At 65.6% G+C, this 25,131-nt stretch carries 32 protein-coding genes; 14 read left to right on the top strand and 18 right to left on the bottom strand.

Annotated elements, in window-relative coordinates; translation table 11 throughout:
• The first annotated feature begins 64 nt into the window (after positions 1-64).
• Positions 65-370: a hypothetical protein gene (locus L0963_RS01220; protein WP_062901691.1), complete on the top strand. Its 306-nt coding sequence runs from the start codon at positions 65-67 to the stop codon at positions 368-370.
• Between the two features lie 59 nt (positions 371-429).
• Here the strand turns inward: L0963_RS01220 and soxR are convergent, their stop codons facing one another.
• Positions 430-900: a redox-sensitive transcriptional activator SoxR gene (gene soxR / locus L0963_RS01215; protein WP_186402872.1), complete on the bottom strand. Its 471-nt coding sequence runs from the start codon at positions 898-900 to the stop codon at positions 430-432.
• Between the two features lie 88 nt (positions 901-988).
• Here soxR and L0963_RS01210 point away from each other — a divergent pair, with 88 nt between their 5' ends.
• Both L0963_RS01210 and L0963_RS01205 read left to right on the top strand, forming a co-directional pair.
• A complete protein-coding gene (locus L0963_RS01210; RefSeq protein ID WP_062901690.1) occupies positions 989-1,384 on the top strand; it encodes a VOC family protein in 396 nt (131 codons plus the stop codon).
• 62 nt (positions 1,385-1,446) lie between these two features.
• On the top strand, positions 1,447-1,911 hold the full coding sequence (locus L0963_RS01205) for a pyridoxamine 5'-phosphate oxidase family protein (protein WP_062901689.1): 465 nt from the start codon (positions 1,447-1,449) through the stop codon (positions 1,909-1,911).
• Here the strand turns inward: L0963_RS01205 and L0963_RS01200 are convergent.
• Both L0963_RS01200 and L0963_RS01195 read right to left on the bottom strand, forming a co-directional pair.
• The gene (locus tag L0963_RS01200; protein WP_186402870.1) at positions 1,908-2,393 is read right to left on the bottom strand and encodes a MarR family winged helix-turn-helix transcriptional regulator; all 486 of its coding nucleotides are present in this window, start codon (positions 2,391-2,393) and stop codon (positions 1,908-1,910) included. The two genes, L0963_RS01205 and L0963_RS01200, sit on opposite strands and share 4 nt — an antisense overlap.
• Positions 2,394-2,443: 50 nt before the next feature.
• Positions 2,444-3,430 (bottom strand): dipeptide epimerase, encoded by a 987-nt coding sequence (locus L0963_RS01195; RefSeq protein WP_234178487.1) that lies wholly within the window; start codon positions 3,428-3,430, stop codon positions 2,444-2,446.
• 24 nt (positions 3,431-3,454) lie between these two features.
• Between L0963_RS01195 and L0963_RS01190 the strand changes: the two genes are divergently transcribed.
• The 3 genes from L0963_RS01190 (at position 3,455) to L0963_RS01180 (ending at position 5,098) form a co-directional block, all read left to right on the top strand.
• Positions 3,455-3,850, top strand: coding sequence for a YkvA family protein (locus L0963_RS01190; protein ID WP_062903106.1), 396 nt, complete (start codon positions 3,455-3,457; stop codon positions 3,848-3,850).
• Positions 3,851-3,958: 108 nt separating this feature from the next.
• Entirely contained in the window at positions 3,959-4,522 is a 564-nt protein-coding gene (locus tag L0963_RS01185; RefSeq protein WP_062901686.1) for a hypothetical protein, read from the top strand.
• A gap of 123 nt (positions 4,523-4,645) precedes the next feature.
• The gene (locus L0963_RS01180; protein WP_062901685.1) at positions 4,646-5,098 is read left to right on the top strand and encodes a Dps family protein; all 453 of its coding nucleotides are present in this window, start codon (positions 4,646-4,648) and stop codon (positions 5,096-5,098) included.
• Between the two features lie 78 nt (positions 5,099-5,176).
• Here L0963_RS01180 and L0963_RS19775 read toward each other — a convergent pair whose 3' ends face one another.
• Entirely contained in the window at positions 5,177-5,974 is a 798-nt protein-coding gene (locus L0963_RS19775; RefSeq protein ID WP_062901684.1) for a cold-shock protein, read from the bottom strand.
• 260 nt (positions 5,975-6,234) lie between these two features.
• Between L0963_RS19775 and L0963_RS01160 the strand changes: the two genes are divergently transcribed.
• The 4 genes from L0963_RS01160 (at position 6,235) to L0963_RS01145 (ending at position 8,335) form a co-directional block, all read left to right on the top strand.
• Positions 6,235-6,852: a ribonuclease D gene (locus L0963_RS01160; protein WP_003041249.1), complete on the top strand. Its 618-nt coding sequence runs from the start codon at positions 6,235-6,237 to the stop codon at positions 6,850-6,852.
• A gap of 16 nt (positions 6,853-6,868) precedes the next feature.
• Entirely contained in the window at positions 6,869-7,507 is a 639-nt protein-coding gene (locus L0963_RS01155; RefSeq protein WP_062901683.1) for a hypothetical protein, read from the top strand.
• The gene (locus tag L0963_RS01150) at positions 7,504-8,082 is read left to right on the top strand and encodes an LptA/OstA family protein (RefSeq protein ID WP_062901682.1); all 579 of its coding nucleotides are present in this window, start codon (positions 7,504-7,506) and stop codon (positions 8,080-8,082) included. Before L0963_RS01155 ends, L0963_RS01150 begins: the two co-directional genes overlap by 4 nt.
• Positions 8,083-8,185: 103 nt before the next feature.
• Positions 8,186-8,335: a hypothetical protein gene (locus L0963_RS01145; protein WP_156000971.1), complete on the top strand. Its 150-nt coding sequence runs from the start codon at positions 8,186-8,188 to the stop codon at positions 8,333-8,335.
• Positions 8,336-8,383: 48 nt separating this feature from the next.
• On the opposite strand, the gene L0963_RS01140 is transcribed toward L0963_RS01145, so the two are convergent.
• Entirely contained in the window at positions 8,384-9,709 is a 1,326-nt protein-coding gene (locus tag L0963_RS01140) for a hemolysin family protein (RefSeq protein ID WP_062901681.1), read from the bottom strand.
• 212 nt (positions 9,710-9,921) lie between these two features.
• Here L0963_RS01140 and L0963_RS01135 point away from each other — a divergent pair, with 212 nt between their 5' ends.
• Positions 9,922-10,611, top strand: a complete 690-nt coding sequence (locus L0963_RS01135; protein ID WP_062901680.1) for an OmpA family protein — start codon at positions 9,922-9,924, stop codon at positions 10,609-10,611.
• Positions 10,612-10,669: 58 nt separating this feature from the next.
• Here L0963_RS01135 and L0963_RS01130 read toward each other — a convergent pair whose 3' ends face one another.
• From L0963_RS01130 to L0963_RS19770, 7 genes are read right to left on the bottom strand one after another with little or no spacing between them, the layout of a single operon-like run.
• Positions 10,670-11,299, bottom strand: coding sequence for a MarC family protein (locus tag L0963_RS01130; protein WP_003041264.1), 630 nt, complete (start codon positions 11,297-11,299; stop codon positions 10,670-10,672).
• The gene (locus tag L0963_RS01125; RefSeq protein ID WP_062901679.1) at positions 11,296-11,970 is read right to left on the bottom strand and encodes a hypothetical protein; all 675 of its coding nucleotides are present in this window, start codon (positions 11,968-11,970) and stop codon (positions 11,296-11,298) included. Before L0963_RS01125 ends, L0963_RS01130 begins: the two co-directional genes overlap by 4 nt.
• Positions 11,970-12,875, bottom strand: coding sequence for a bifunctional methylenetetrahydrofolate dehydrogenase/methenyltetrahydrofolate cyclohydrolase FolD (gene folD, locus L0963_RS01120; protein ID WP_062901678.1), 906 nt, complete (start codon positions 12,873-12,875; stop codon positions 11,970-11,972). The genes L0963_RS01125 and folD overlap by 1 nt, the downstream gene beginning before the upstream one ends.
• Positions 12,875-13,174 (bottom strand): YggT family protein, encoded by a 300-nt coding sequence (locus L0963_RS01115; RefSeq protein WP_003041270.1) that lies wholly within the window; start codon positions 13,172-13,174, stop codon positions 12,875-12,877. The genes folD and L0963_RS01115 overlap by 1 nt, the downstream gene beginning before the upstream one ends.
• Before the next feature lie 45 nt (positions 13,175-13,219).
• A complete protein-coding gene (gene argB, locus L0963_RS01110; protein WP_186402864.1) occupies positions 13,220-14,128 on the bottom strand; it encodes an acetylglutamate kinase in 909 nt (302 codons plus the stop codon).
• The gene (locus L0963_RS01105) at positions 14,125-14,802 is read right to left on the bottom strand and encodes a queuosine precursor transporter (RefSeq protein ID WP_003041276.1); all 678 of its coding nucleotides are present in this window, start codon (positions 14,800-14,802) and stop codon (positions 14,125-14,127) included. The genes argB and L0963_RS01105 overlap by 4 nt, the downstream gene beginning before the upstream one ends.
• A 43-nt stretch (positions 14,803-14,845) precedes the next feature.
• Complete coding sequence (locus L0963_RS19770) at positions 14,846-16,759, bottom strand: alpha/beta hydrolase family protein (protein WP_234178486.1); 1,914 nt, start codon at positions 16,757-16,759, stop codon at positions 14,846-14,848.
• Between the two features lie 208 nt (positions 16,760-16,967).
• On the opposite strand from L0963_RS19770, the gene L0963_RS01095 reads away from it, so the two are divergent.
• The 3 genes from L0963_RS01095 (at position 16,968) to L0963_RS01085 (ending at position 19,398) form a co-directional block, all read left to right on the top strand.
• The gene (locus tag L0963_RS01095; protein ID WP_234178484.1) at positions 16,968-18,323 is read left to right on the top strand and encodes a NupC/NupG family nucleoside CNT transporter; all 1,356 of its coding nucleotides are present in this window, start codon (positions 16,968-16,970) and stop codon (positions 18,321-18,323) included.
• Positions 18,324-18,454: 131 nt separating this feature from the next.
• Positions 18,455-19,066, top strand: coding sequence for a beta/gamma crystallin-related protein (locus tag L0963_RS01090; RefSeq protein ID WP_234178483.1), 612 nt, complete (start codon positions 18,455-18,457; stop codon positions 19,064-19,066).
• 11 nt (positions 19,067-19,077) lie between these two features.
• Positions 19,078-19,398, top strand: coding sequence for an MliC family protein (locus L0963_RS01085; protein ID WP_234178482.1), 321 nt, complete (start codon positions 19,078-19,080; stop codon positions 19,396-19,398).
• A gap of 19 nt (positions 19,399-19,417) precedes the next feature.
• Here the strand turns inward: L0963_RS01085 and L0963_RS01080 are convergent, their stop codons facing one another.
• The 6 genes from L0963_RS01080 to L0963_RS01055 all read right to left on the bottom strand — a co-directional run bounded on the left by L0963_RS01080 (position 19,418) and on the right by L0963_RS01055 (position 25,114).
• Positions 19,418-20,560, bottom strand: coding sequence for an epoxide hydrolase family protein (locus L0963_RS01080; RefSeq protein ID WP_062901673.1), 1,143 nt, complete (start codon positions 20,558-20,560; stop codon positions 19,418-19,420).
• A gap of 36 nt (positions 20,561-20,596) precedes the next feature.
• Positions 20,597-21,088: a hypothetical protein gene (locus L0963_RS01075; protein WP_186402858.1), complete on the bottom strand. Its 492-nt coding sequence runs from the start codon at positions 21,086-21,088 to the stop codon at positions 20,597-20,599.
• Positions 21,089-21,168: 80 nt separating this feature from the next.
• Entirely contained in the window at positions 21,169-22,035 is an 867-nt protein-coding gene (locus L0963_RS01070) for a 3-hydroxyacyl-CoA dehydrogenase NAD-binding domain-containing protein (protein ID WP_234178481.1), read from the bottom strand.
• Between the two features lie 82 nt (positions 22,036-22,117).
• Positions 22,118-23,104, bottom strand: coding sequence for an L-histidine N(alpha)-methyltransferase (egtD, locus tag L0963_RS01065; protein ID WP_234178480.1), 987 nt, complete (start codon positions 23,102-23,104; stop codon positions 22,118-22,120).
• 2 nt (positions 23,105-23,106) lie between these two features.
• Positions 23,107-24,426, bottom strand: a complete 1,320-nt coding sequence (gene egtB / locus L0963_RS01060) for an ergothioneine biosynthesis protein EgtB (protein WP_234178479.1) — start codon at positions 24,424-24,426, stop codon at positions 23,107-23,109.
• Positions 24,427-24,532: 106 nt separating this feature from the next.
• Positions 24,533-25,114: a cob(I)yrinic acid a,c-diamide adenosyltransferase gene (locus tag L0963_RS01055; protein ID WP_062901668.1), complete on the bottom strand. Its 582-nt coding sequence runs from the start codon at positions 25,112-25,114 to the stop codon at positions 24,533-24,535.
• Positions 25,115-25,131 lie beyond the last annotated feature (17 nt).

Below are 25,131 nucleotides of genomic sequence, written 5' to 3'. Positions count from 1 at the left end.
TTGGCCGCAAGCCGCTGGCCATTGCTGCGGCAATGTGCAACGCCGGACGCCGAGGAGAAGGACGATGCGGATATGGTTCGGGGCGATGCTGGCGCTGCCCCTGCTTGCGGGCTGTGTAAGCACCGTGAAATCGGTCGTCACCGCGCCGGTGAAGGCCGCAGGACAGGTCGTCGACTGGTCGACCACCAGCCAGGACGAGGCCGACCGCAACCGCGGCCGGGCGATGCGCGAACGCGAGGAGAGGCTGGGCAAGCTTTCGCGCCAGCGCGACAAGGCGGCTGAAAAATGCGAGCGCGGCGACCACGATCAATGCCGCCGCGCCGAAGTGCTGAACCATGAAATCGAAGCGGTGATGGCCGAACCGATGTAAGCCCGGCGCGACCTGGCCGCCTCCGTGGCAACAGCGAATAATCCCTACTTCCTTGCGCGCTATCGCGCATCGGCAATGTCGCCCGATCGGTCGCCCAGCAGATAGCGCGGGCCGGCGCCGCGCTGCGCCGCCTTGTCCCGGGCGTTATAAAGCCCGCATTTCTTCAGGCTCAGGCAACCGCAACCGATGCAGCCGTCCAGCAGGTCGCGCGTCCGTTCCAGCGCCGCGATCTGTGCGTCGATCCGCGCGCGCAGGCCGGTGCTGATCCGGCGCCAGTCGGCGGCATTGGGGGTACGTTCCGAAGGGAGGCGCGCCAGTTCCGCCGCGATCTCGTCGAGGCTGAGCCCCATCTGCTGCGCGATAAGGATAAACGACAGGCGCCGCGTGTCGGCGCGCAGAAAGCGTCTTTGTCCGCCCGCCGTGCGCAGCGACGCGATCAGTCCCTTCGCTTCGTAGAAACGGATCGCCGACACCGCAACGCCGGTTCGTGCGGCAAGCTCGCCGATGGGCAGAAGGTCGGCACGGTGCACGAAAGCCCCTTCGCGAAATATGCTTGATCTAAAGCTTAGTTGAACTTTCATATCTGTCTGCGTCAACCCGAATCAGGAGTTTCAGCCCGTGACGCATCCCTTTATCGAACATGTGAATCTGACCGTCAGCGACCCCGAACGCAGCGCCGCGCTGATGGCGCGGATCTTCGGCTGGCACGAACGCTGGCGCGGGCCGGCGCGCGACGGCGGCATGTCGATCCACGTCGGATCGGATGAGGCCTATGTCGCATTCTACACCGGTCCCGACGGCCTTCATGCGAACGCGCATTTCGCGAAAGGCGAACCGCTCAACCATGTCGGCATCCAGGTCGACGATCTCGATGCGATCGAGGCGAAAGTGGTCGATGCCGGTTTGCGCCCTTTCAATCACGGCGTTTACGAACCCGGGCGCCGCTTCTATTTCTTCGACCTGGACGGCATCGAATATGAGGTGGTGAGCTACGCCGCGCGGCCCGCGCGCTAAAGCGCGCAACATCGGGGCGGCTCCGCGCGTTAGCATGACACAAGCAGAAAGGAGCCTCCCCGATGAGCAAGGACATCAAACAGCGTTTCTGGAAGGAAATGGCCGACAATCCCTATCTGATGGTCGCGCTCGACGCCGGTCACGCCCATGCGATCCCGATGACCGCGCAGCTCGACAAAGACAATGACGGCTATTTCCATTTTTTCCACGCCAAGAGTGGCCGTCTCGCCGCAGGCGGGCGCGCGATGGCGCAATATGTCGCCAAAGGCCATGACCTGTTCGCATGCGTCTCCGGCACGCTGACTCCGGTGACCGACCGTGCGACGATCGACAAATATTGGTCGAAGCCGGTCGAGGCCTGGTACGAAGGCGGCAAGGATGACCCGGACCTGCTGATGCTGCGCTTCGATCTCGACGATGCCGAAATCTGGACCGCAGAGGCCGGGATCAAGGGTCTGTTCCGCCTGATGACCGGATCGACGGTGAAGGAAGGCGAACTCGGCAGCCATGCCGAGGTGGCGCTTTAGGACGAAGAAGCCGCATCGCGCTCGCGGGCCTCGATCCCCATCTCGACCAGCGCATAGAGGACGCGGCGCGCGGCGGCGACGTCCTCGGCGCCGACCCGCGCCGCGAGCTTCGCGTCGATGGCATCGCGCGCCTGACCCTGGATCGTCGCCGCCTCGGCGCCGCGCTCGGTCAGGCGCACAGTCAGTCGGCGCCGGTCGGCGGGATCGGCCTGGCGCTCCAGATAGCCGCGCATGACGAGCGTATCGACAAGCTGCCCCGCCGCCTGCTTCGATATGCGCAGATCGCGGATCAGAGCCCCCAGCGGCACCTCCTCCGCCCCCAGCGCCAAACCGCCGATCACATAGAGCCCGTTTGCCGGGATGTCGTCAAATCCGGCGCGATCAAGCGCCCGGCGCATTGCTCCGCCATAGATGGTGCGCGCATGGCGCAGAAGGGCGGGCATAACGATCTCGCGGTGGCGGGCGGTGTCCGAATTGCTCATTCGGCGAATATTTCCCGCTTCGGCCATTTAGTCAATATAATTTACTATCATTAAAATGGACTAATTTCGCCATTGGCGAAGCTGAAGCCATCGGCGCGATCGCGCGCCAGCAAGGCGGGGCCGTCGAGGTCGACCCATCGCGCCCGCTGCGCGAGCAGATACGCCGGCGCGATCGCCAGGCTGGTCGACAGCGTGCAGCCGACCATGATGCTCAGACCCGCCGCGTCGGCGGCATCGGCCAGCTTGAGTGCCTCGGTCAGCCCGCCCGCCTTGTCGAGCTTGATGTTCACGCCGTCGTAAAAGGCCCCGATGCGCGGCACATCCGCAGCGACATGACAGCTTTCATCGGCGATGAACGGCAGCGGGGAATAGATGCCGTCGAGCAGCACGTCGGTGCCGACCGGCACCGGTTGCTCGATCATTTCGACTCCGAGGTCGGCGAGCGCCTCGACCTCAGGAAGCAGGTCGAGCGCGCCCCAGCTCTCGTTCGCATCGACGATCAGGCGGGCGCCGGGCGCCGCGCCCCGCACCGCGGCAACGCGCGCGCGATCTTCGGCGTCGCCGGCCAGCTTGATCTTGAACAGGCGATAGCCCGCCATCACCGCTTCCTCGGTTCGCGCCGCCATCGTGCCAGGGCCGCCGAGCGAAATGGTGAAGGCGGTGACGCGCGGCGCCGGCGCTTCGCAGCCGGCGAGCTGCCACAGCGGGACGGCGCGCTGGCGCGCTTCGAGATCCCATAGCGCACAGTCGATCGCGTTGCGCGCCGCACCCGCCCCCATCAATTCCTGCACCGCTGCCCGCGCGGCCGCCGCGCCCAGTCCCGCGAGATGCGGCATGACGCGCAGCAGAGCGTCGCGGCAGCCGGCCGCATCTTCGCCCTGATAGTAGATCGGCGTTCCCTCGCCGCGCCCGGCGACGCCGTCTTCCTCGACTTCGGCGACGACGACATCGACATGGTCGCTTGCACCGCGGCTGATGACGAATTCGCCCGCGACGGGCCAACGCTCGACGCGTGCGCTTTTCAGTTGGATAGCCATGCAGGAAGACTAATGTGCGACGCGATGACGGGCAAATCCCTTTCCGAACGCATCGGCGATCTGGGCCATCGGCTTTCCGTCGAGGCGCACGCCGCGTGGCTCGCCGCGCGGGACCCGCGGACGCCACTGATCGCCAGGCTGCTGGCGGTCGCCGTCGCTGCCTATGCGCTGTCGCCGATCGATCTGATACCCGATTTCGTCCCTGTACTCGGCTGGCTCGACGATCTGCTGATCGTCCCAGCGGGTCTGTGGCTGGTCCGACAGATGATCCCCGATCCGCTGTGGAGCGAATTGCATGCAGCGGCGGAGCTTGCGAGCGAGCGCCCCTCGAGCCGCGCGGGCATGGCCTTCATCCTTCTGTTGTGGGCAGGGCTGCTCTACCTCGTCTATTGGGCGGTCCGGACCTCGCCTTGGCATTGACGGGCGGGATTCGAAGTCGGGAGGCGGCCGGCATGCGCATCCTCCGCGCCCTGCGATGCTTATGCCGCCCCGTTTCTTCGCTGCCATAGCTGGAGTAGGCTGGTCGTCATGGATGCCATCATGCTTGCCCTCGTCGCGGTATTGCTAGCCAACGCCGATGGCCGAACCGGACGTTTGCTGTCGCAGGTGATGGCGGCGCGCGGGGATCGCCGCGCCGTCGTCGCGATTGCCTTTGCCGCCTTTCTGGCCAATGCGACCATCGCGGCGGTCGCGGGGACGGCAGCAAACCGGGTGATCGGTCAGGGTATCGTAGCGCTGCTGCTCGCCTTCGCGTTGCTCGGTGCGGCGGTCGCGCTCGTCTGGCGGGGGCGCCTCGGCCCGGCGGTCCAGAGTCTGGAGGAAGCTCCGTTGCCCTCGCTCGCGGCACGGCTGTTTCTGGCTCAACTCGGCGACCGCAGCCATTTCCTGATCGGCGCGCTGGCGGCGACGAGTGGCGCCGGGCTGTGGGCGGCCGCGGGGGGGCTGATCGGCTGGACGCTCTCGCTGGTCCCGTTCCTCGCTTTTGGCGCCGCGCTCGCCGATCAGGCCGCGGCACGGATCGCCCGGTTGATGAGCGCCGCGATTCTCACGCTATGGGGCCTCAACGCCGCGATGCGCGCCTTCGGTCTCTGACAGAAAATCCGATTATGGTGCCCAGTAATCGATTTTATCGATCACAGCATCGAACAGGCTTCATGGGCAGCTTTGCCGCTACGGCACTATATTGGCCGGGAAGCAGAAAAAGGAGGCTTTCCCATGTCCAACAAGAATCAGCCTGCCGTTGCGGATGCGCTGAACGCGCTGCTCGCCGACAGTTTCGCGCTCTATCTGAAAACCAAAAATTATCACTGGCACGTCAAGGGCCCCAGTTTTCGCAGCCTGCACCTTCTGTTCGACGAGCAGGCGGCCCAGATCCTCGCGACGACCGACCTGATCGCCGAGCGTGTGCGCAAGAATGGCGCAGCGACGCTCCGCTCGATCGGCGACATCAGCCGTCACCAGTCGATCAAGGACGACGACGCAGCGAGCGTCGACGCCGAAACGATGGTGCGCAACCTTGCCGCCGACAACGAGACGCTGCTCGCCCAGCTCAAGGATGCCAAGACGGCGGCCGAAGCCGATGGCGACATTGCGACGAGCGGCCTGGTCGATGGCTGGGCGGACGAAACGCAGCAGCGTATCTGGTTCCTGAAGGCCACCCTCGCCTGAGGGGCTGCGCAGACCACCGGTAACGAAAAAGGGCGGCCCTTTGCGGGGCCGCCCTTCGTTCATCCGGTGGACGCCGAATCAGTCCTGCGTCGGCTGGAGGTTCACCGCGGCGAATTTGCCGCGATCATCCACCTCGATGTCGAAAGCGACGCGGTCGCCTTCTTCGAGGCCCGCCATGCCGGCGCGCTGCACCGCGCTGATGTGGACGAAGGCATCCGCCTGTCCGTCATCGCGCGCGATGAAACCGAAACCCTTGGTCGTGTTGAAGAATTTCACCGTGCCCGACGTGCGTTCGCCGGTCAGCTGACGCCGGCCGCGCGCACCGCCCGCAGCGGGACGATCCTCGCGCGGACGCGGGGCGAAGTCCTCGACAGGCATCGGTTCGCCTTCGATCTTGAGATCGATGGCCGACACCTTGCCGTTGCGTTCGACGAGCGTGAAACCGAGCGGCTGACCCGATGCGAGGCCCTGCAGTCCCGCCTGTTCGACCGCGCTGATGTGCACGAACACGTCTTCACCGCCATCGTCGCGCGCGATGAAGCCAAAGCCCTTCGAGGGGTTGAAGAATTTCACTTGGCCCTGGCCTTCGCCGACGACCTGTGCCGGCATGCCGCCGCGGGCACCGCCGCCGCCACCGCCAAAGCCGCCGCGACCGCCGCCGGCGAAGCCGCCGCGATCGCCACCGCCGAAACCACCACCACGATCGCCGCCGGCACGATCGCCGCCACCGAAGCCGCCGCGATCACCGAAACCACCGCGGTCGCCACCGCCAAAGCCGCCGCCGCCATAAGGTGCCGGTTCGAAACTGTCGAAATTGCCGAAGTCGTCGCGCTTGCCGCGTCCGCGATGGCCACGGCGATCCTTGTTGAAACTCATTGCTTAGTAGTCGCTTTCGGTCGTCCACACCCGATTGAACCGGCTCCTTGCGCCGGACGGGGACGCAGTTCACCATGGGCACAGACTCGCCCCGTGCCGCTAACGGCGCAATATATAACCTATATGAACGGCATCTGCGAACAGAAAATTCAAAGCCGCGATCGGCGGATTTCCAAGCTTTGCCGTAGCGCTGGCGCCGAGGGGCGGTACCGCGAAAACCAGTCATTGAGCGGCGCCGCCGCTTCGCCTAAGGCAAGTCGATGACCGTATATTTCCACGAAGAAGATCTGCCGGAAGGCGCGATCGGCCCCGGCCCCGTCGCGATCGACACCGAAACCATGGGACTCAACCCGCTGCGCGACCGGCTGTGCCTCGTCCAGATCAGCGACGGCAAGGGCGACGAGCATCTGGTGCGATTCGGCCCCGGCAGCCGCTATGACGCACCGGTCCTCAAGGCGATCCTCACTGATCCTGACCGGCTGAAACTGTTCCATTTCGCCCGTTTCGATATTGCCGCGATGCAGCAGGCGCTCGGCGTTGTCACCGCCCCCGTCTATTGCACCAAGATCGCGTCGAAGCTGGTGCGCACCTACACCGACCGCCACGGGCTCAAGGAACTGGTCCGCGAACTGCTGGGACAGGATGTATCGAAGCAGCAGCAGTCGAGCGACTGGGGCGCTGCCGAACTGAGCGAGGCGCAGCGCGACTATGCCGCGAGCGATGTCCGCTTTCTGCACGCAATGAAGGAGGTGCTCGACGCCCGCCTCGCGCGCGAGGGGCGCACCGAACTCGCACAATCCTGCTTCGATTTCCTCCCGACGCGCGCCGCGCTCGACCTCGCCGGATGGCCCGAGGTCGACATCTTCGCGCATAGCTGACGGGAAGCCGCCGCGGGTGTCCGAACGCGCCGAAATCGACCGCACGATGCGCCGCCTGTGGGCGGCCAGCGGGTCGCGCCACGACCGCGTGGTGCGCATTTTGCGCTACGGCCTGCCGCTCGTTATCGGCGTCGTTGCGGCGGTGCTCGTCTTTTCGCCCTTCACCCAGCGCAGCGAGGTCAGCTTCCTGCTCGCCAAGGACAAGGTCGAGGTGGCGAAGGAGCGGATGAAGGTCGTGCGTGCCGAATATCGCGGCCAGGACACCAAAGGCCAGCCCTTTGCGCTCATCGCAGAAAGCGCGGTGCAGAAAAGCTCGACCGAACCGATCGTGCGGATGAACGGACTGTCCGGGGCAATCAAGCTGGCCGACGGCCCGGCGACGATCGCCGCCGCGAACGGACAATATGACATGGACAGCGAAAAGGTGACCGTGCCGGGACTGGTACAAGTCAAGGGCGCCGACGGCTATCGCATCGATGCGAACAATGTCGCTATCGACCTCAAGAATCGCAGCCTCGTCGGTACCGGCGGCGTCAATGGCGCGTTGAACATCGGTAATTTTTCGGCCAACGAACTGACCGCCGACCTTGACCAGCGGATCGTCCGCCTGTCGGGGAACGCCCATCTTCGGATCAACCAGGGAGCGCTCAAATGAAGGGGCTTTGGACCGTGAAGAGCCTGACGCTGGCCGGCGCCAGCTTCGTGCTGACCAGCCTCGCGATTCTGGCAAGCGGACATGGCGGCGGCGCGGCCTATGCGCAGGCGCTGGCGAATCACAACAGCAACGCCCCCGTCGATTTCGACGCGGGCAGCATCGAGGTGCAGGATCGCGCCGACCGCGTCGTACTGGCGGGCGGCGTGCGAGTAACGCAGGCGGGGTTGACCGTGGTCGCACCGCGCATGACCGTCGCCTATACCCGCGCCGGCAACACCGACGTCAACCGGCTCGACGCGACGGGCGGCGTCACCGTCACCAAGGGCAATGAAACGGCAAAGGGCAATGTCGCGATCTACGATCTCGACCGGCGGCTGATCACGATGGTCGGCAATGTCCAGTTAACGCAGGGCGCGAACCGCCTGTCGGGCGGACGACTTGTAATCGACCTCAACAGCGGACGCGCGACGGTCGACGGTCGCGGCGCTGCCCGCGGCCCCGACGGCAATCCGGTCACCGACGGTTCGGGCGGCCGCGTCAAGGGCACCTTCAGCGTACCGCAAAGAAACCAGTAACGCTGTCCGTTAAGCGTCGCGCAAGCCGCGCGCGCAAGAATGGTTTCGGGGACCAGACCCATTGCGGTGCCGGGGGGCGGCCGTGCGATCAAGGCGTGCTCCGATGCGTTATGCCCCCCTGCTTCCTGTCCGCCGCCCGATGTTCGGACGGCGCCACGCGACGCCCGAAACCGAGCCGGTCCGTCCGACCCGCGAGGAGCGAAAACTCGCGGAAGCGGTGATGCATCATGTCGGACCGACGCGACCCCGATAAACGGCCAGTTGCCACTTCAGTCCCGGCCGTTGAGGCCGCGAACCCCGATCAATCGCCCTCGGCTTCGACCTTGGGCTTGCGCACTTCGCTGACCAGCAGCTTGTCGATCTTGCGGCCGTCCATATCGACGATCTCGAACCTCCAGCCGCGATCGGTGAAGGCCTCCCCTTCCTCGGGCAGATGCTTGAGGATCGCGAGCGCGTGGCCCGCGGCGGTCGCATAGTCGCGGTCGTCGTCGAGTTCGATCCCCAGCCGCTCGGCCATCTGGTCGGCGGGCATCGACCCGGCGATCAGCAGGCTGCCATCCTCGCGTTCGACGACGAAGGGTTCGCTGCCGATATCCTGATCGGACGCGAACTCACCCGCGATCGCCGACATCAGGTCGGCGGGCGTCACCAGTCCATCGAAATGGCCATATTCGTCGTGAACGAGCAGCATCGGCACTTCGGCAAGGCGCAGCGCCGCGAGCGCGTCCATCGCATCGATCTGGTCGTGGATGACCGCGGCGCGGCGCATCAGCCGCTCGAGGTCTATCGGGTCGCCACGGAACAGCGCCGCCGCGATGTCGCGCGCTTGCACGACTCCGACGATATCGTCGACCGACCCGCGCGCGACCGGCAGACGGCTGTGCGGCGTTTCGAGCAGCTTGTCGCGCACACCCTTCGCGTCGAGCGTGATGTCGATCCAGTCGACATCCTTGCGCGGCGTCATCACTTCGCGCACCGGCCGGTCGGCAAGCCGCACGACGCCCGAGATGATCGCGCGCTCGCTCTCCTCGATCACGCCCGATTTCGACGCCTCGGCGACGATCAGGTGCAGTTCCTCGGCGGTCACCTGATCGTCCGATTCGCGCTTGAGACCGAGCAGGCGGAACACCAGACCCGAACTGTTGTTGAGCAGCCAGACCAGCGGAGCCGCAATGCGCGCAAGCCAAAACATCATCGGCGCGACGAAGATCGCAATCCGTTCGGGTGCGCGCAGCGCGAATTGTTTGGGGACAAGCTCGCCCGCGATCAGCGAGGCATAAGTCGTAAGCGCGATGACGAGGGCGAACGCAACCGTGCGCGCGGTGTCGGCATCAAGGCCGGTCCATGCCTGCAACCGTTCGGCGACGGGCTGGCCCAGGCTGGCCCCCGAATAGGCGCCCGTCAGCACGCCGATCAGCGTGATGCCAACCTGCACCGTCGACAGGAAGCGGCCGGGGTCGGAGGCAAGCTGACGCGCGATCCGCGCTCCACTGCTGCCGCGCTTCTCAGCGGCCTGCAACCGCGGGTCGCGCGCCGAAACGATCGCGAGTTCGGACATGGCGAAAACGCCGTTGAGCAGGATAAGGATCAGGATGATCGCCACATCCGCCCAGGGAAAAGGGGTCATTGGGCGGTCGTACGGCGCTGGCGCGCCCGGCCCCTGTCAGCTTCGGTCATGCCGGTCCTATAGGCCAAAGCCGCGGTGCTGCACAATGGCGACGACATCGGCACGCTCAGCCAGCGTTCAGCATGAATGACGGAACGGAAAGCGCGATCATATGTTATCCTTGTGGTCGTGGCATCGCATGGACCGGCGATGCCCAAAAAAGGGAGCCAGAAATGAACAAGAGGACGATCAAGCTAGCGGCCGTCGCCAGCCTTGGCGCGCTCACGCTGACCGGTTGCGTCACCGACCCCGAAACGGGCAAGCAGCGCATCTCCAAGGCCGCGATCGGCGGCATCGGCGGCGCGCTCGGCGGCTATCTGCTCGGCGATCTCGTCGGCGGACGCAATGACCGGACCGAAAAGATCCTTGGCGCGGGCATCGGCGCCGTCGCCGGCGCGGGCGTCGGCTATTATATGGATCAGCAGGAAAAGAAGCTGCGCGAACGCACCGCGGGCACCGGCATCGATGTCGAACGCCAGGGCGACCAGCTCGTGCTCAACATGCCCGGCGACGTGACATTCGACCTCAACAGCGCGGTCGTGAAGTCGCAGTTCCGGGGCGCGCTCGACAGCGTCGCCTCGACCCTGTCGGAATATCCGAGCACCTATATCGACGTTTACGGCCACACCGATTCGCAGGGCAGCGAAACCTATAATCAGGGGCTGTCCGAACGGCGCGCGGCGTCGGTCGCCGACTATCTGGCAGGTCGCGGCGTCAACCGCGCGCGCATGGCGACGATGGGCTATGGCGAAACGCAGCTCAAATGCGCACCCGAACGCACGCAGGCCGACTATCAGTGCAACCGCCGCGTCGAAATCCGCATTGCGCCGGTGACGCAGGCGGACGTGGCCGCCGCACGATAAAGTCCATTCCCGTGGACGATGGAAAGGGCGTCGCCGGGAGGCGGCGCCCTTTACCGTGTCAGGCGAGGCTCGAGAAGCTCGCTTTCAGCCCGTCGATGACGAACTGCGCCGCGAGCGCCGCGAGCAGCACGCCGAGCAGGCGGGTGATGACGGCCTCGCCCTTGTTGCCGATCAAGCGCATGAACGGTCCGGCGAGCAGCAGCGCGGCGAGCGTCAGCAGAAGCACGAGCAGCAGTGCGCCGAAAATCACCAGCGCGCGGTCAAGCCCGCTGTTCTGCGACACCAGCAGCATCACCGACGCAATCGATCCCGGCCCCGCGAGCATCGGCATCGCCATCGGAAACACCGATACATCTTCGACCTCGGGCGTTGCCATCAGCTTTTCGGCGCGCTGTTCGCGGCGCTCGGTACGCTTTTCGAACACCATGTCGATCGCGATGATGAACAGCATGACCCCGCCCGCGATGCGGAAACTGTCGAGATCGATGTGCAGGAAACTGAGCAGCGCCTCGCCGAACATCGCGAAGAAGATCAGGATGAAACCGGCGATCAGTGTCGCGCGGATCGCCATCGACCGGCGCTGCGCCGCGCTGGCTCCCGTCGTCAGACTGGCGTAGATGGGCGCGCAGCCGGGCGGATCGATGACCACGAAAAGCGTCACGAAGGCCGAGATGAAAAGGTCGATCATGGCTGCTTCGGAGCCGCTATGCGGTCATCGATAACGGTCGTCATGTCATGCCCGTCCCACAGCCGCACGGTGATGCTGCGCGATCCGTCGGGGCGCACGACCGAAGTCCAGTTCAGAGTCTGGTCGCGCGACATGCCGACCATCATATCATCACCCTCCGCGGCGGCGGTCACCGTGGCGCCCGGCTTGCCGGTGCAGGTCGCCTGCTTCGATTCGATGAAGTCGGGCGCTGCGCGCGGGGTCGCAAGCGCATCGCCCGAATCGAGCAGCCAGCGCATGTCGCCCTTCATCGGATCGCGCGACCACACGGTGGTGAAGAATCCCTGCGCCGCACCCTTCTGCCATGCGCCCGTCGTCACGCCGCTGTTGCCGTCACAGCTTACGAACACCTTGTGCGGTTGCCAGCGCACCGCCTCGGCCGGATCCTTTTGCGTCTTCAGCCAGTCGCGGGCGTTGACCCGTTGCGGCACGAACATCACCGCTTCGGGCGCCGCGGTTTCGCGAAAGGCCGTCCATTGCCCCTTTTCCTGCGCCAGCCGCGCGAAGGCGATTTCCGCCGCGATAAAGCCGCTCGGATTCGCCGAAAGCGGGCGCTTGCGCGCCTCCGGCCCCTGCTGCGCGCAACCGACGAGCGCCGTCAGCACAAGCCCGGCAAGGAGTAGTCGGCGCATCAGAAACCCTCCGGATCGGCGAGGCCGGCGCGGCGGTGCGCGGCGACCAGCGTGTTGCGCAGCAGGCAGGCAATCGTCATCGGGCCGACGCCGCCGGGCACCGGGGTGATTGCGCCCGCCACCGTCGCCGCGCTGGCGTAATCAACGTCACCGACGAGCCGCCCCTTGGTCGCGCCCGCTTCGGGCGGCAGGCGATTGATGCCGACGTCGATGACTGCCGCGCCGGGCTTGATCCAGTCGCCCTTGACCATTTCGGGCCGGCCGACCGCCGCCACGACGATATCGGCGCGGCGGACCAGATCGGGCAGATCGCGGGTGCGGCTGTGCGCCATGGTCACGGTGCAATTGGCGCCGAGCAGCAGCGCCGCCATCGGCTTGCCGACCAGAATCGAGCGGCCGATCACCACCGCATCCTTGCCGCCAAGATCGCCGAGCACATCCTGCAACAGCAACAGACAGCCAAAGGGTGTGCAAGGCACCATGCCTGGGATGCCGAGCGCGAGCCGTCCGGCACTGACCGGGGTCAGCCCGTCGACGTCCTTTTCGGGATCGATCGTCGCCACCGCGCGCTGCTCGTCGAGATGACCGGGCAGCGGAAGCTGGAGCAAGATGCCATCGACCGCGGGATCGGCGTTGAGCGACGCGAGCAGCGCCTCGACCTCGTCCTGGCTCGCGGTTGCGGGCAGGCGATATTCGAAACTCGCCATCCCGGCGGCGACCGTCGCCTTGCCCTTGGAGCCGACATAGACGGCGCTCGCCGGATCGTCGCCGACGAGCACGACCGCCAGCCCCGGCACGCGGCCGGTCGCGGCTTCGAACGCCGGGACGGCGCCGGCAATGCGCGCGCGCAAACCCGCCGCGAAAGCCTTTCCGTCGATGATGCGCGCCTCGGTCGCGACGGACATCAGGCCATTCCGCTCGAATAGGCGAGGCGCGCGAGATAGCCCAGCACCGGCCCCTGAATGATGATGATCAGGATCAGGACGAGCATCGGCGTCAGGTCGAGCCCGCCAAAATCGGGCATGATGCGCCGGAACGGCCGGTAGAGCGGCTCGGTGATGCGGTCGAGCATCATCCACAGCTGCGCCACGAAGTCATTGTGGGTGTTGATGACGTTGAAGGCGATCAGCCACGACATCACCGCCTGCGCGATGATGAACCACCACAGGACCGTCAGGATGATGTCGACGATCTGGATGAGCATGAGAAGCAAGGCGGGTCTCCGTAAAGGGGGGTCTTGCAGGCCCTCTTAGCGGTGAATGAGCGTGCCTGCACCCCTTGCGGTGAAAATTTCGAGCAGCATCGCGTGCGGCACCCGGCCGTCGAGGATAACCGCGGCATCGACCCCCGCATCGACCGCCGCGACGCAGGTTTCAACCTTCGGAATCATGCCGCCGGTGATCGTCCCGTCGGCCTTCAGCCCGTCGATCGCCGGACGGTCGAGATCGGTCAGCAGAGCACCCGACTTGTCGAGCACGCCGGCCACGTCGGTCAGCAGGAAAAAACGCCGCGCGCCGAGCGCGCCGGCGATCGCCCCGGCCATGGTGTCGGCGTTGATATTATAGGTCGCGCCATCGGCGCCGAGCGCGACGGGAGCAACGATCGGAATAAAATTGTCGGCCGACAACCGCTGCAGGATCGTCGGGTCGACCGCGACGGGTTCGCCCACGAAGCCGAGGTCGACGTGGCGTTCGATCCCCGAATTGGGATCGGGCTCGGTACGGTGGACCTTTTCGGCCAGCACCAGATTGGCGTCCTTGCCCGACAGACCGATCGCGCGGCCGCCAAGCCCGGCAATCCATCCGACGATTTCCTTGTTGATCTTGCCCGCCAGGACCATTTCGGCGACCTCCGCGGTCGCGGCGTCGGTGACGCGCAGCCCGCCGACGAACTGCGATTCGATGCCGAGTTGCTTGAGCATCGCGCCGATCTGCGGCCCGCCGCCATGGACGACGACAGGGTTGATCCCCACCGCCTTCAGCAGCACCACATCCTCGGCAAAATCGCGCTGCGCCTCGGGATCGCCCATCGCGTGGCCGCCATATTTGATGACGAAGGTTTCGCCCGCATAGCGCTGAAGATAGGGCAGCGCCTCGACGAGCGTTTCGGCCTTGGTCAGCAGATCGGGCATGGTCGTGGGATCGGTCATCGTCATCATTCCGCGGTCTTCGCGTCGAGGCTGCGGCCGAGCGCGACGAGGCCGGTGATCACCGCCGGAATGACGACGATCGACAGCGCGACCTTCGCCAGCATCTGTCCCGCCATCAGATTGGCGATCGGAAAAACGCCGTAAAAGGCGATGGTGACGAACAGCAGCGTGTCAACGATCTGGCTGAGCGCGCTGGCGACTGCGCCGCGGATCGCGAGCCAGGTCGACCCCGTCCCCGCGCCTTCACGGCCGCGCAGTTTGGAAAAGATGGTCACGTTCAGAAACTGCGACGTGCCATAGGCGACGATACCCGCTGCCATCAGGCGCGGCGTTTGTCCCAATATCATTTCGAACGATGCCAGCCGGGCCGGGTCCATCTCGGGCGCGGCGGGGACGAAATAGACGAGCGAGGTCAGCATGATCGACAGGATCAGCGGCACGAAACCCCACAGCACCAGCCGGTTCGCGGTCGCCTGCCCGTGCAGTTCGGACACGGTGCTCGAGAGCGCGACGAGGATCAGGAACGGGAAAATCCCGGCCTCAACCGCAAGACCGGCGCCCAGCGCGACCTGCTTGTTCCCGAGCACGCCGGCGAGCACGACCATGCCGCCATAGATGATCGTGAACAGGAAAAGCGAAGGGGTGATCGTGCGCGGCAGCGCGGTCGAGGTCGGTTCGGTCATCGGCGCCCGATAGTCGCTTTTGCGACGCGTGGAAAGATGCCGGTCAATCGGCGGGATTATACTTGGCGAGGAAGGATTCGATCGATTGCAGCAACATCAGGCGATCGGCCTCGCGCGTGAAATAATGATCGGCGAGCGGCAGCGAGACGAAGTCCACCGTCCTCCCCGCCTTGGTCATTGCCGCATACATGCGCGCTGACTGGCTGTGATCGACTGTCACATCCTTCTTGCCGTGGATCAGCAGCAGCGGCGTCTTGATCCGGTCGATGGCGTTGATCGGCGACACCGCCGCGAAGTCGGGGGTCATGCGCTTCCACTGCGTCCGGTACAGATTGGCGCGCAGCGTGCCGCCGAAATCATTGACCTCGCGCCGCAGATTGGCGACCCCGGCGATCGAGATCGCGCAGCGATACTGGTCAGGATCCTTGGCGATCCCCCACATCGCTGCATAGCCGCCATAAGAGGCGCCGACGATGCACACGCGCTTGGGGTCGGCGATCTTTTCGGTGACCGCCCAGCGCACGCCGTCGGTCACATCATCTTGCATCGCAAAGCCGAGCTGCCCCTCGCCGGCCTTTTCGAACTCGGCGCCATAGCCGGTCGAGCCGCGGAAATTGGGCTGCAATACCGCATAGCCGCGTTCGGCGAGGAACTGCGCCCAATAATCGTAGGTCAGCTCGTCCTGACCCCACGGTCCGCCGTGCGGCAGCACGATGAACGGCAGGTTGGTTGCCGCTCGGCCCCGCGGCATCGTCAGCACGCCCTCGATCGCCAGCCCGTCGCGCGCCTTGTACCGGACGAGCTTCGCGCGCGAGAGGCGCTTCGCCCCGATCTGTTCGTTCATTGCCGCAAGACGCGACAAATCGCCGGTCGTCGAATCATAATAATAGAGCAGCCCCGGATTGTCGGGGGTGCTGATCCGCACCAGCATTTTCTTCAGGTCGCGGCTATAGCTGTCGATCCGGACACGCGCCGCGCGGGCCGTCGCGTCCAGCGTATCCTGATGCGCTGCCATCGCCGGGTCGAGCCAGCGCACCGGTTTCAAGTCGTCGGCGACGTGAACGCCGAGCAGCCTCGATCCGTCGGGCGCGCGAATGGCGCCCGATATGTCGCCCGCGTCGGGCGCAACGACCGTGCGGACTTCGGCACCGGTAGCAAGATTGACCTCGGCAATCGCGGTCTTGCCATCGCCCCGGTCCTTGTACACCAACCCGTTGTCGGTGCCGTCGACGAAGAGGATCGGCACCGTCAGCCGCTCGTCATCGCGTAGCGAAGCGCGCTCGATCGACCGGAAAGCCCCTTCTCCGACGCTACGATAGAGCAGCGTGGCCCGGGTCGTATCATCGCGATAGCCGATGCCGTAGCGCACCCGGCCGAGATGGTCGGCGCCCCATTCCATAACCCCGGTGCGCGACCGCAGTTCGGTCTTCTTGCGCCCCGTCTTCACATCGATGCGGTATACGGCGGGCCAGAAATCGGCGTTGTCATATATCGAGTCCTGCCCCGCGACCAGAATTTCGCTGCTGCCGTCTTTGGGCAGCCAGACGACATCGGACGCATTCTGGCCCTTGAGATCCCATAACAGCCGCGTGATCTTGCCCGAGGTCCGGTCGATGGCGATGATGCGGGTGACGTACCAATTGTCGGCCTCCACCGGCATCAACGCCCGCAGGCCGACGAGAAGATGATCGTCGTTGACCCAGGTCAGCCAATCGATTTCGGTCTGGTCGGGAACCGCAATAATGACCGATTTGCTCTGATCGCCCAGCACGGGAAGGATGCCGATCCGCTGTTCCCCACGGACCGCGAACAGGCCCGCCATATGCGTTCCGTCAGGCGATAATTCGGTATTTTCCGCAAAGGGAAGCTGCGCAAAGGCGGCCGTGGGCAATGGCGGAGCGGGGGTCGATGCGATCGTGGCGGGCGCCTGCGCCGCCGCGGGCACGGCCGCCTGCACCAGCGCGCATATCGCCAAAACTGCATGTCCCGCAACGCTAGTCCGCATCATATTCCCCCTGTTTCAGCGCTGCCTATCAAGCCGTCACGGAGCCGCCAAGCGGGATCGCTGCCGTTATGGATGACTGCAATGCTCCGCCGCCCCCCTTGCCCGATCCGCAAAGCCCGCTAGACAGGCGCAATAAACTTGCGGGGGACGCAAAACACTTATGGGACATCTTATCGGCCTGCTCGGAATCGTTGCATTGCTTGCGATTGCCGTGCTGTTTTCATCGAACCGTCGCTGGATTCGCCTGCGCGTCGTCGTGCCGGCCTTTCTGTTGCAGGCCGGGTTCGCGCTGCTGGTGATCGGTACGCCGTGGGGCCGCGCGATCATTCAGGCGATGTCGACCGGCGTCGCCAATCTTCTGGGTTATGCCAAGGCGGGAACCGACTTCATTTTCGGCCCGCTCGCCGGACCCGAAATGGGCGGCCACAGCTTTGCGATCGCCGCGCTGCCGGTGATCATCTTCTTCGCCTCGCTTATCTCGATCCTCTATTATCTCGGCATCATGCAATTCGTGATCAAATGGGTCGGCGGGGCGATCCAGAAGATTACGGGAATCACCAAGGTCGAAAGCCTGGGCGCCGCTGCGAATATCTTCGTCGGCCAGAGCGAGAGCCCGCTCGTCATCCGTCCCTATCTCGCCGGCCTTACCCCGTCGCAGCTCTTTACGGTGATGACGGTCGGCATGGCCGGGGTCGCGGGGACCATCCTCGGCGCCTATGCCAGCATGATCGGCGAACAGCTGCTGCCCTATCTGCTCGCCGCCAGCTTCATGTCGGCGCCGGGCGGCATCCTGATGGCCAAGATCATGATGCCCGACGACCCCAAGGATTTGGGTGTCGAACCCGTCATCATGCCAGAGGCAAGCCATGACGAGGAAAAGCCGGCGAACATCATCATGGCAGCGGCGCAGGGCGCGCAAACCGGCGTCAAGCTGGCGGTCGCGGTGGGCGCGATGGTGCTGGCCTTCGTCGCGCTCGTCGCGCTCGCCAACGGGCTGCTCGCCGGGATCGGCGGCTGGTTCGGCTATCCCGATCTGTCGTTCCAGGCGGTCATCGGCGCGATCTTCCGCCCGGTGATGTGGCTGATGGGCGTGCCGTGGGACGAAAGCGCCGCGGTCGGCGGCCTGTTCGGTACCAAGGTCGTGCTCAACGAATTCGTCGCCTTCATCGACCTTGGGAAAATCCAGGGGGGGATGTCGATGGTGTCGGTTGCGATCGCCACCTTTGCGCTGTGCGGTTTCGCCAATTTCAGCTCGATCGCGATCCAGATGGCCGTGACTGGCGGTCTCGCCCCCAATCAGCGGCCGATGATCGCCCGGCTGGGGCTGAAGGCGCTGCTTGCGGGCAGCCTGTCGAACCTGATGTCGGCGGCGCTCGCCGGCCTTATGCTCAGTTTCACCGCGCCGGTCGCCACACCGCCGCCCCCGGCCGCCGCGCCGGTTGCGGCGGCGCCGCTTCCCGGTGCGCCGCCCGCTGCCACCGATACCGCTGCCCCCGCTGCGGCCAAGGCACCTTGACGCGCGGGCAGCGCCGGGCCGCGCAAGGCTCGGTCGGCACGGGATAATTTGCAAGTCCCCCTGTTGTGGCGTAGTTTCGGCCCCGGAAAAACGAATCTCCGGGTCGCGTTCGCCAAACAGGGAGGTTGTTAATGAAATCCATCCATCGCTGGTCGCTCTTCGCTGCTGCCGCCGCAGCGCTCGGCGGGGGTTTCCTTGCCGCGTCGCAGGCGCAATCGCCCGAGGACAGGATGATGCGTCCGCCCGAGGCGACCATCTATCGCGACGCCGCCTACAAGGGGCCGGCGGTGTTCATTGGCGAAGCGAAGCCCGATCTGGGCCTGTCGTGGCCGGTCAATTCGATCCGCGTGACCAGCGGTCGCTGGGAACTGTGCGAGAAGACGCGCTATCGCGGCAACTGCCGGACGGTCGAACGCGACACCCCGATATTGGGCAATATCCTGCGCGGCATCAAGATCCAGTCTATCCGCCCCGTCGGATCGGGCGGCGGCTGGAATCCCGGCCCGGTCGCCAACGATCAGGTTGCGCGCGGCAATTTCGCCGAATTCCATACCCAGCCCGCCACCGCAAATTATCGCATTCTCGCGTGCCAGAGCGGATCGGCGACTGCCGCCTGCGCGGCGCGGACTGCCGACACATGGTGCCGCTCGATCGGCTGGAACGGATCGGCCCGCGAACATATGGAGACGGTTTCGGGCCGCATATATCTGGCCGACGTGCTGTGCGTCCGTTCGGGCTATTGAGGGGAATGGAGATGATCCGAATCGCGAAGCTGGCCACCGCAGGCGCGGCCATTCTTGTCGTTGCGGGCTGTGCCTCCTACCCGCAAAACACCGGCACGCTTTACGAATGCAATCGCGGCACGCGGTTGCAGGTCGATTATGTCGCCAACGGCGCAATCGTCCGCGTCGACGGCCGCCGCAGCATGGTGCTCAAGGCCGCGCCGACCAACATGGGGCAGGCCTATGAAAACAAGAGCGGCGCGCGGCTGTACCGCAGCGGCAATGAGGTGACCTGGAACACCGCCGCGCGCACCGCGCCCGAAAGCTGCCGCCCCGTCAATCGGCCGATGTAGGCGGGGCGCCTCTCCCCCGTTACAACGTCATTTGCGCAAGCGCCGCCCGGACCTCGCGCGCGAAAAGGGCGGGCTGCTCCCACGCCGCGAAATGGCCGCCGCGGTCGACCTCGTTCCAATAGACGATATTGCGATAGCGCTTTTCGGCCCAGCGGCGCGACAGGCGCATGATCTCGTTCGGGAACAGGCTGCCGCCGGTCGGCACCTCGATCTCCCCTGCCGCGAAACTGCGGAAACTGTGCCAATAGAGCCGCGCCGACGACGCGGCGCTGGCGGTGAACCAATAGAGGCTGACGGTGTCGAGCATGGTGTCCTTCGACAGCGCGCGTTCGGGATGGCCGCCGATCGACTGGCCGCCCGGCTGATGCCCGCAATCGGTCCAGCCGTGGAATTTCTCGACGATCCAGCACATCTGCCCGACGGGTGAATCGGTAAGCGCATAGCCGATGGTCTGCGGCCGCGTTGCCTGCTGCGTCGAATAGCCACTGTCCTTTGCCTGATACCAGCCGAAACGCGCGAGATAGAGTTTTTCGGCGTCGGTCAGATCGGCCATCAGCGCCGGGTCGGGCTGGCCGACGATCATGTTGACATGGATGCCCGCGCAATGGTCGCCATGGTTCGTCCCGATGGCGCAGGTAACCGCACTGCCCCAGTCGCCGCCCTGCGCGAAATAGCGATCGTAACCGAGCGCGCGCATCAGCGCGTCCCAACCCGCAGCTATATGTTCGACGCTCCATTTCGCGGCCGCGGGCTTGCCCGAAAAGCCGTAGCCCGGCAGCGACGGGATCACGAGATGATAGTCGGCCGACAGCGGCGCGATCACGTCGAGAAATTCGAGCACCGACCCCGGCCAGCCGTGCGTCAGCACCAGCGGCCGCGCCGCCGGATTGTCCGAGCGGATATGAAGGAAATGGATGTCAAGGCCATCGACCGTGGCCAGAAAATTGGGCAGCGCGTTGAGCCGCGCCTCGACCGTGCGCCAGTCATAATCGTCGCGCCAATAGGCCGCGAGTTCCTGCGCATAGGCGAGTGGGACGCCCTGGTCCCAATCGTCGACGGTCTCCTTTTCGGGCCAGCGCGTGCGCGCCAGCCGGTCTTTCAGATCATCGATCGCTGCCTGCGGAACCTCGGCGCGGAACGCGCGGATATTTTCGACCTTCATTCGGCCTCTCCCCCACCTGACTGCTTCGGCTTTGTGTCAGGGCCGCGCCGGCGCCTTGCAACCGCGCTGCAACCCGACGCCCTTCAGGAAGCCGCGACGCACCGTGCCAGCATAGACCGCCTCTGCATAGCGCCGACGTTCGGCGTTGGCACCCGTGACCTCGCCGATCAGGCTACGAAAGGGAATGATCGACCCGGCGACGCTGCCCGCGACGCGGCCGACGGTTTCCTCGCGCTTTTTCGCTGCGCTCTTGTCGGCAGGTTCGTTGACGTCGGGGCCGAGCACGTCGTTCAGTTCGCTGACCTCGCGGATGATCGCGGAACATTTGCGCAAGCCCGCGAGTGAATAGGGATTGTCCTGGATCGCTTTCAGCTTGTCGGGCACTTCCTTGCCGTCGAAGGGCTCGGTCACGCTGTTCGCGGTCGATTTCAGCGTCGAATCCTCGGGCGCGCCTTCCTGCGCCTGCACCGCACCATTGACCGATAGCGCGGCGATTATCGCCAGCGGCAGCCATGTTCTCCGCATCATACCTGTCCTCCTGTTGTCCGCAGGCGCCCGCACCGGCGCCAGCGGGATAACGAACGAGGACCGATTCGGCTCCCGCCGGGTCAGCGCGTGGGAACGGGCGCCTCGCCGGTCCAGTCGTAGAAGCCGCGTCCGGCCTTTTTGCCGACCCAGCCCGCCTCGACATATTGGACGAGCAGCGGCGCAGGACGGAATTTGGGATCGCCGGTGCCGCTGTGCAGCACGCGGATAATTTCAAGGCAGGTATCGAGCCCGATGAAATCGGCAAGGGTGATCGGCCCCATCGGGTGATTGAGGCCGAGCCGGCATCCGGTGTCGATGTCCTGCATCGTCGCCACCCCTTCGCCGAGCGCGAACACCGCTTCGTTGATCAGCGGCATCAGCACGCGGTTGACGATGAAGCCCGGCGCGTCGTTGGCATGGACGATTTCCTTGCCGAGTCCGCGGCCGAAGGCTTCGACGCTGGCAAGCGTCGTGTCGCTGGTCGCAAGGCCGCGGATCAGTTCGATCAGGCCCATGACCGGCACCGGGTTGAAGAAATGGACGCCGATGAAGCGCGCCGGATCGGGGGCCGCCTGCGCCAGTCGGGTGATCGGAATCGAGCTGGTGTTAGAGGCGAGGATCGCGCTGTCCGAAAGATGCGCGCCGACGCTGGCGAAGATCGCGCGCTTGATCTCCTCGCGCTCGGTCGCGGCCTCGATCACCAGCGCAGCCGGGGCGAAGGCGGCGTGGTCGGCGACGGGGGTGATCCGGCCGAGCAGCGCGTCGGCATCGCCCTGCGTTATCTTGTCCTTGGCGACCAGCCGCCCGAGTGCCTTGCCGATCCCGGCCTTGCCGGCTTCGGCGCGGGCGATGTCGATGTCCGACAGCAGCACCTCGTGGCCGGCGCCTGCCGATACCTGCGCGATCCCCGCGCCCATTTGCCCTGCCCCGATAACGCCGACGATCATGATATGCCCTTTCGCTGGAAATCGCAGCCCTGCCCCTAGGGACTGGGCAAGCGTCGTCAAGGCCGAGAGTCGGGCGCGCGCGTCAGGGCGCGGCGCGCACCTCGGTCGCTTCGGCGAGGATCAGCGCGAAAGCGGGATCGACATCGTCCCACGCCGCGATCGGCGTCCAGCCTCCGGCGCGGAGGAGCAGGCTGGCGTCGCGCGGCCCATATTTATGGCTGTTCTCGCTGTGGATCGTTTCGCCCTTCGCCATCGTATAAGGACGGCCATCGACCATGAATTCGAGGTCGCACGCCGCCACCAGATGCATTTCTATACGCGCATGAACATCGTTCCAGCAGGCGCGGTGGTCGAAATTGGCAACGGGGATCGTGCCGTCCAGTTCGCGGTTGATCCGTTCGAGCAGGTTGAGGTTGAACGCCGCGGTGACACCAGCCGAATCGTCATAAGCGCGTTCGAGGGTGCCGATATCCTTGATCCGGTCGACCCCGATCAGCATCAGCGCGCCGTCGCCGAGCGCGCTGCGCCAATGGCGGAGCAGATCGACCGCGCTGCGCGCCACCATGTTGCCTATCGTCGAGCCCGGAAAGAAGCCGAGTTTGGCAAGGCCGCAAATCTCGCGCGGGAGCGCCACCGGCTGGGTGAAGTCGGCCTCGACCGGATAGACCGGAAGATCGGGAAAGCGTGCCGAGAGGGCGGCCGCGCTATCGCGCAGGAAATCGCCCGAAATATCCACCGGCACATAGGCGCCGGGGGTAATGGCATCGAGCAGCAGCGGCGTCTTCGTCGAGCTGCCCGATCCCAGTTCGACCACCGCGCGGCCCGGCCCGATCGCCGCCGCCAGTTCGCCCGCATGGCGGGTGAGCAGCGCCACCTCGCTGCGCGTCGGATAATATTCGGGCAGCCCGGTGATATCCTCGAACAACGCCGATCCGGTGGCGTCGTAGAACCAGCGCGCCGGAATCGCCTTTTGCGCCTGCGACAATCCCGCATGAACGTCGGCGCGAAAGGCGATATCGACGCCGCTGTCATCGGCATCGACCTGCCGCAATTGGCGAACAACGCCCATGATCACAAATCCTTGGCAAGGCGCAGGCCGGTGAACTGCCAGCGCTGGTGGGGGTAGAAGAAATTGCGGTAGGAGGCGCGAACATGGCGGCGCGGGGTCGCACAGCTGCCACCGCGCAGCACGAACTGGCCGCTCATGAACTTGCCGTTATACTCGCCGACCGCGCCCGGCGCGGCGCGAAAACCGGGATAGGGACGATAGGCGCTGCCGGTCCATTCCCAGACCCCGCCGAACATCCCCCCAAGCGCAGCGCCGTCCGATGCGGAGCCGTCCGCCGCCGGATGCACCGGGCCGGCGGCATCGAGCTGCTGCCCCGCGCGCGGATCATATCCCGCCGCCGCCGCTTCCCATTCAAATTCGGTCGGCAGCCGCGCGCCCGCCCAACTGGCGAAGGCGTCGGCTTCGAAAAAACTGATGTGCGTCACGGGAGCGGCGGGGTCGATCCCCTGCCATCCGGCAAGGGTGAACTGGCGATCACCCTCCCAATAAGCGGGGGCGTCGACGCCTTCGGCCTGGACCCATGTCCAGCCGTCGCTGAGCCACAGCGACGGGGTGCGATAGCCGCCGTCGGCGATGAAGTCGCGCCACTCGCCGTTCGTTACCGGTCGATTGGCGAGCGCATGCGGCGCAAGAAGCGCCGAAAAGCGGGGAAGTTCACAGTCGAACGCGAAACCCTCGCCCTCATGCCCCACGGCAACGATCCCCTCGGTACCCGCGATCCAGCGCAGCGGCGCCGCCGCGGCAGACGATGTCGAAGAATCGGCCGAAAACTGCGCAACTTCATTCGCAATTGCACTGTCGGAGGCGTCCCAAACGGCGGGCCCGAGCGGGTTCTGCGCGAACAGATGCTTGATGTCGGTGAGCAGCAATTCCTGATGCTGCTGTTCATGATGGATCCCAAGCTCGACGAGCGCGCGCGCGGCCGGCGACAGCGTCGGCAGCGCCCTCACGACCGCCGTATCGACATGCGCGCGCCAATCGCGCACCGCATCGAGCGACGGCCGCGTCAGCAGGCCGCGGCGCGGACGCGCGTGGCGCGGCCCCTCTGCCTCATAATAGCTGTTGAACAGATAGGCGAAGCGGTCATCGAACAGCGAATAGCCGGGGCAATGATCGCGCAGGACGAAGGTTTCGAAAAACCAGCTCGTATGCGCCAGATGCCATTTGGCGGGCGATGCGTCGGGCATCGACTGCACGCTGGCGTCGGCGTCGGACAGGCGCGCGACAAGGTCGAGCGAGAGCTGCCGCGTCGCAGTGAAGCGCCGGGTCAGGTCGTCCGCCGAAGGAGCGGTCGTGGGCGAAGCATCGGTTCGGCTGGCCATGGTTTGACAATCCCCCGAAGAGCGATTCGGTTTCGTCGCCTGCCCCAATATGGTTACAGGACGGAGAATTGTCTAGAACAAAAGAAGAACAATAAGGCGATCGGTCCTAGCGCGTCGCGCCGGGCTTCCACAGGATGTCACCCCCCGCCGCGGCGTTGAGGTGGCGCGTCGCGACGAAAAGATGGTCGGACAGGCGGTTGAGATAGGCAAGCGCCAGCGGGTTGAGCGGCCGCGTCGCCGCCGCGGCGACCGCCGCCCGTTCGGCGCGGCGCGCGATCGCGCGCGCGAGGTGGAGGCGTGCCGCGGCTTCGGTGCCGCCGGGCAGGATGAAGCTGGACAGCGGCGCGAGCCTGTCGTTCATCGCGTCGATCTCCGCCTCCAGCCGCGCGATCTGGCTCGCGACGATGCGCAGCGCCATTTGGTGCGGGCCGAAGCCATGCTGCGGATCGGCAGGCGTCGCGAGATCGGCGCCAAGGTCGAACAATTCGTTCTGAATGCGCGCGAACATCGCCGCTGCCTCGCCGCCCGCAGGCAGCGCCGTGACCGCGATGCCGAGGGCGCTGTTCGCCTCGTCGACATCGCCAATCGCTTCCATCAGCGCGTCGGACTTGGCGATGCGCGACCCGTCGACGAGGCCCGTCGTGCCGTCATCGCCGGTGCGCGTATAGATTTTGTTGAGCTTGACCATAAGCGAGGGGCTGCGGG

The organism is Sphingopyxis sp. NFH-91 (genome assembly GCF_021401285.1).
GTDB classification, from domain to species: domain Bacteria; phylum Pseudomonadota; class Alphaproteobacteria; order Sphingomonadales; family Sphingomonadaceae; genus Sphingopyxis; species Sphingopyxis terrae_A.
This window is presented reverse-complemented; position numbering and strand designations above follow the sequence as displayed.

Excerpts from the sequence above, each read along its gene's own strand:
- L0963_RS01220 (WP_062901691.1), top strand. The coding sequence starts at position 65 with ATGCGGATATGGTTCGGGGCGATGCTGGCGCTGCCCCTGCTTGCGGGC.
- L0963_RS01205 (WP_062901689.1), top strand. The coding sequence starts at position 1,447 with ATGAGCAAGGACATCAAACAGCGTTTCTGGAAGGAAATGGCCGACAAT.
- L0963_RS01200 (WP_186402870.1), bottom strand. The coding sequence starts at position 2,393 with ATGAGCAATTCGGACACCGCCCGCCACCGCGAGATCGTTATGCCCGCC.
- L0963_RS01195 (WP_234178487.1), bottom strand. The coding sequence starts at position 3,430 with ATGGCTATCCAACTGAAAAGCGCACGCGTCGAGCGTTGGCCCGTCGCG.
- L0963_RS01190 (WP_062903106.1), top strand. The coding sequence starts at position 3,455 with ATGACGGGCAAATCCCTTTCCGAACGCATCGGCGATCTGGGCCATCGG.
- L0963_RS01185 (WP_062901686.1), top strand. The coding sequence starts at position 3,959 with ATGGATGCCATCATGCTTGCCCTCGTCGCGGTATTGCTAGCCAACGCC.
- L0963_RS01180 (WP_062901685.1), top strand. The coding sequence starts at position 4,646 with ATGTCCAACAAGAATCAGCCTGCCGTTGCGGATGCGCTGAACGCGCTG.
- L0963_RS19775 (WP_062901684.1), bottom strand. The coding sequence starts at position 5,974 with ATGAGTTTCAACAAGGATCGCCGTGGCCATCGCGGACGCGGCAAGCGC.
- L0963_RS01160 (WP_003041249.1), top strand. The coding sequence starts at position 6,235 with ATGACCGTATATTTCCACGAAGAAGATCTGCCGGAAGGCGCGATCGGC.
- L0963_RS01150 (WP_062901682.1), top strand. The coding sequence starts at position 7,504 with ATGAAGGGGCTTTGGACCGTGAAGAGCCTGACGCTGGCCGGCGCCAGC.
- L0963_RS01145 (WP_156000971.1), top strand. The coding sequence starts at position 8,186 with ATGCGTTATGCCCCCCTGCTTCCTGTCCGCCGCCCGATGTTCGGACGG.
- L0963_RS01140 (WP_062901681.1), bottom strand. The coding sequence starts at position 9,709 with ATGACCCCTTTTCCCTGGGCGGATGTGGCGATCATCCTGATCCTTATC.
- L0963_RS01135 (WP_062901680.1), top strand. The coding sequence starts at position 9,922 with ATGAACAAGAGGACGATCAAGCTAGCGGCCGTCGCCAGCCTTGGCGCG.
- L0963_RS01130 (WP_003041264.1), bottom strand. The coding sequence starts at position 11,299 with ATGATCGACCTTTTCATCTCGGCCTTCGTGACGCTTTTCGTGGTCATC.
- L0963_RS01125 (WP_062901679.1), bottom strand. The coding sequence starts at position 11,970 with ATGCGCCGACTACTCCTTGCCGGGCTTGTGCTGACGGCGCTCGTCGGT.
- folD (WP_062901678.1), bottom strand. The coding sequence starts at position 12,875 with ATGTCCGTCGCGACCGAGGCGCGCATCATCGACGGAAAGGCTTTCGCG.
- L0963_RS01115 (WP_003041270.1), bottom strand. The coding sequence starts at position 13,174 with ATGCTCATCCAGATCGTCGACATCATCCTGACGGTCCTGTGGTGGTTC.
- argB (WP_186402864.1), bottom strand. The coding sequence starts at position 14,128 with ATGATGACGATGACCGATCCCACGACCATGCCCGATCTGCTGACCAAG.
- L0963_RS01105 (WP_003041276.1), bottom strand. The coding sequence starts at position 14,802 with ATGACCGAACCGACCTCGACCGCGCTGCCGCGCACGATCACCCCTTCG.
- L0963_RS01095 (WP_234178484.1), top strand. The coding sequence starts at position 16,968 with ATGGGACATCTTATCGGCCTGCTCGGAATCGTTGCATTGCTTGCGATT.
- L0963_RS01090 (WP_234178483.1), top strand. The coding sequence starts at position 18,455 with ATGAAATCCATCCATCGCTGGTCGCTCTTCGCTGCTGCCGCCGCAGCG.
- L0963_RS01085 (WP_234178482.1), top strand. The coding sequence starts at position 19,078 with ATGATCCGAATCGCGAAGCTGGCCACCGCAGGCGCGGCCATTCTTGTC.
- L0963_RS01080 (WP_062901673.1), bottom strand. The coding sequence starts at position 20,560 with ATGAAGGTCGAAAATATCCGCGCGTTCCGCGCCGAGGTTCCGCAGGCA.
- L0963_RS01075 (WP_186402858.1), bottom strand. The coding sequence starts at position 21,088 with ATGATGCGGAGAACATGGCTGCCGCTGGCGATAATCGCCGCGCTATCG.
- L0963_RS01070 (WP_234178481.1), bottom strand. The coding sequence starts at position 22,035 with ATGATCGTCGGCGTTATCGGGGCAGGGCAAATGGGCGCGGGGATCGCG.
- egtD (WP_234178480.1), bottom strand. The coding sequence starts at position 23,104 with ATGGGCGTTGTTCGCCAATTGCGGCAGGTCGATGCCGATGACAGCGGC.
- egtB (WP_234178479.1), bottom strand. The coding sequence starts at position 24,426 with ATGGCCAGCCGAACCGATGCTTCGCCCACGACCGCTCCTTCGGCGGAC.
- L0963_RS01055 (WP_062901668.1), bottom strand. The coding sequence starts at position 25,114 with ATGGTCAAGCTCAACAAAATCTATACGCGCACCGGCGATGACGGCACG.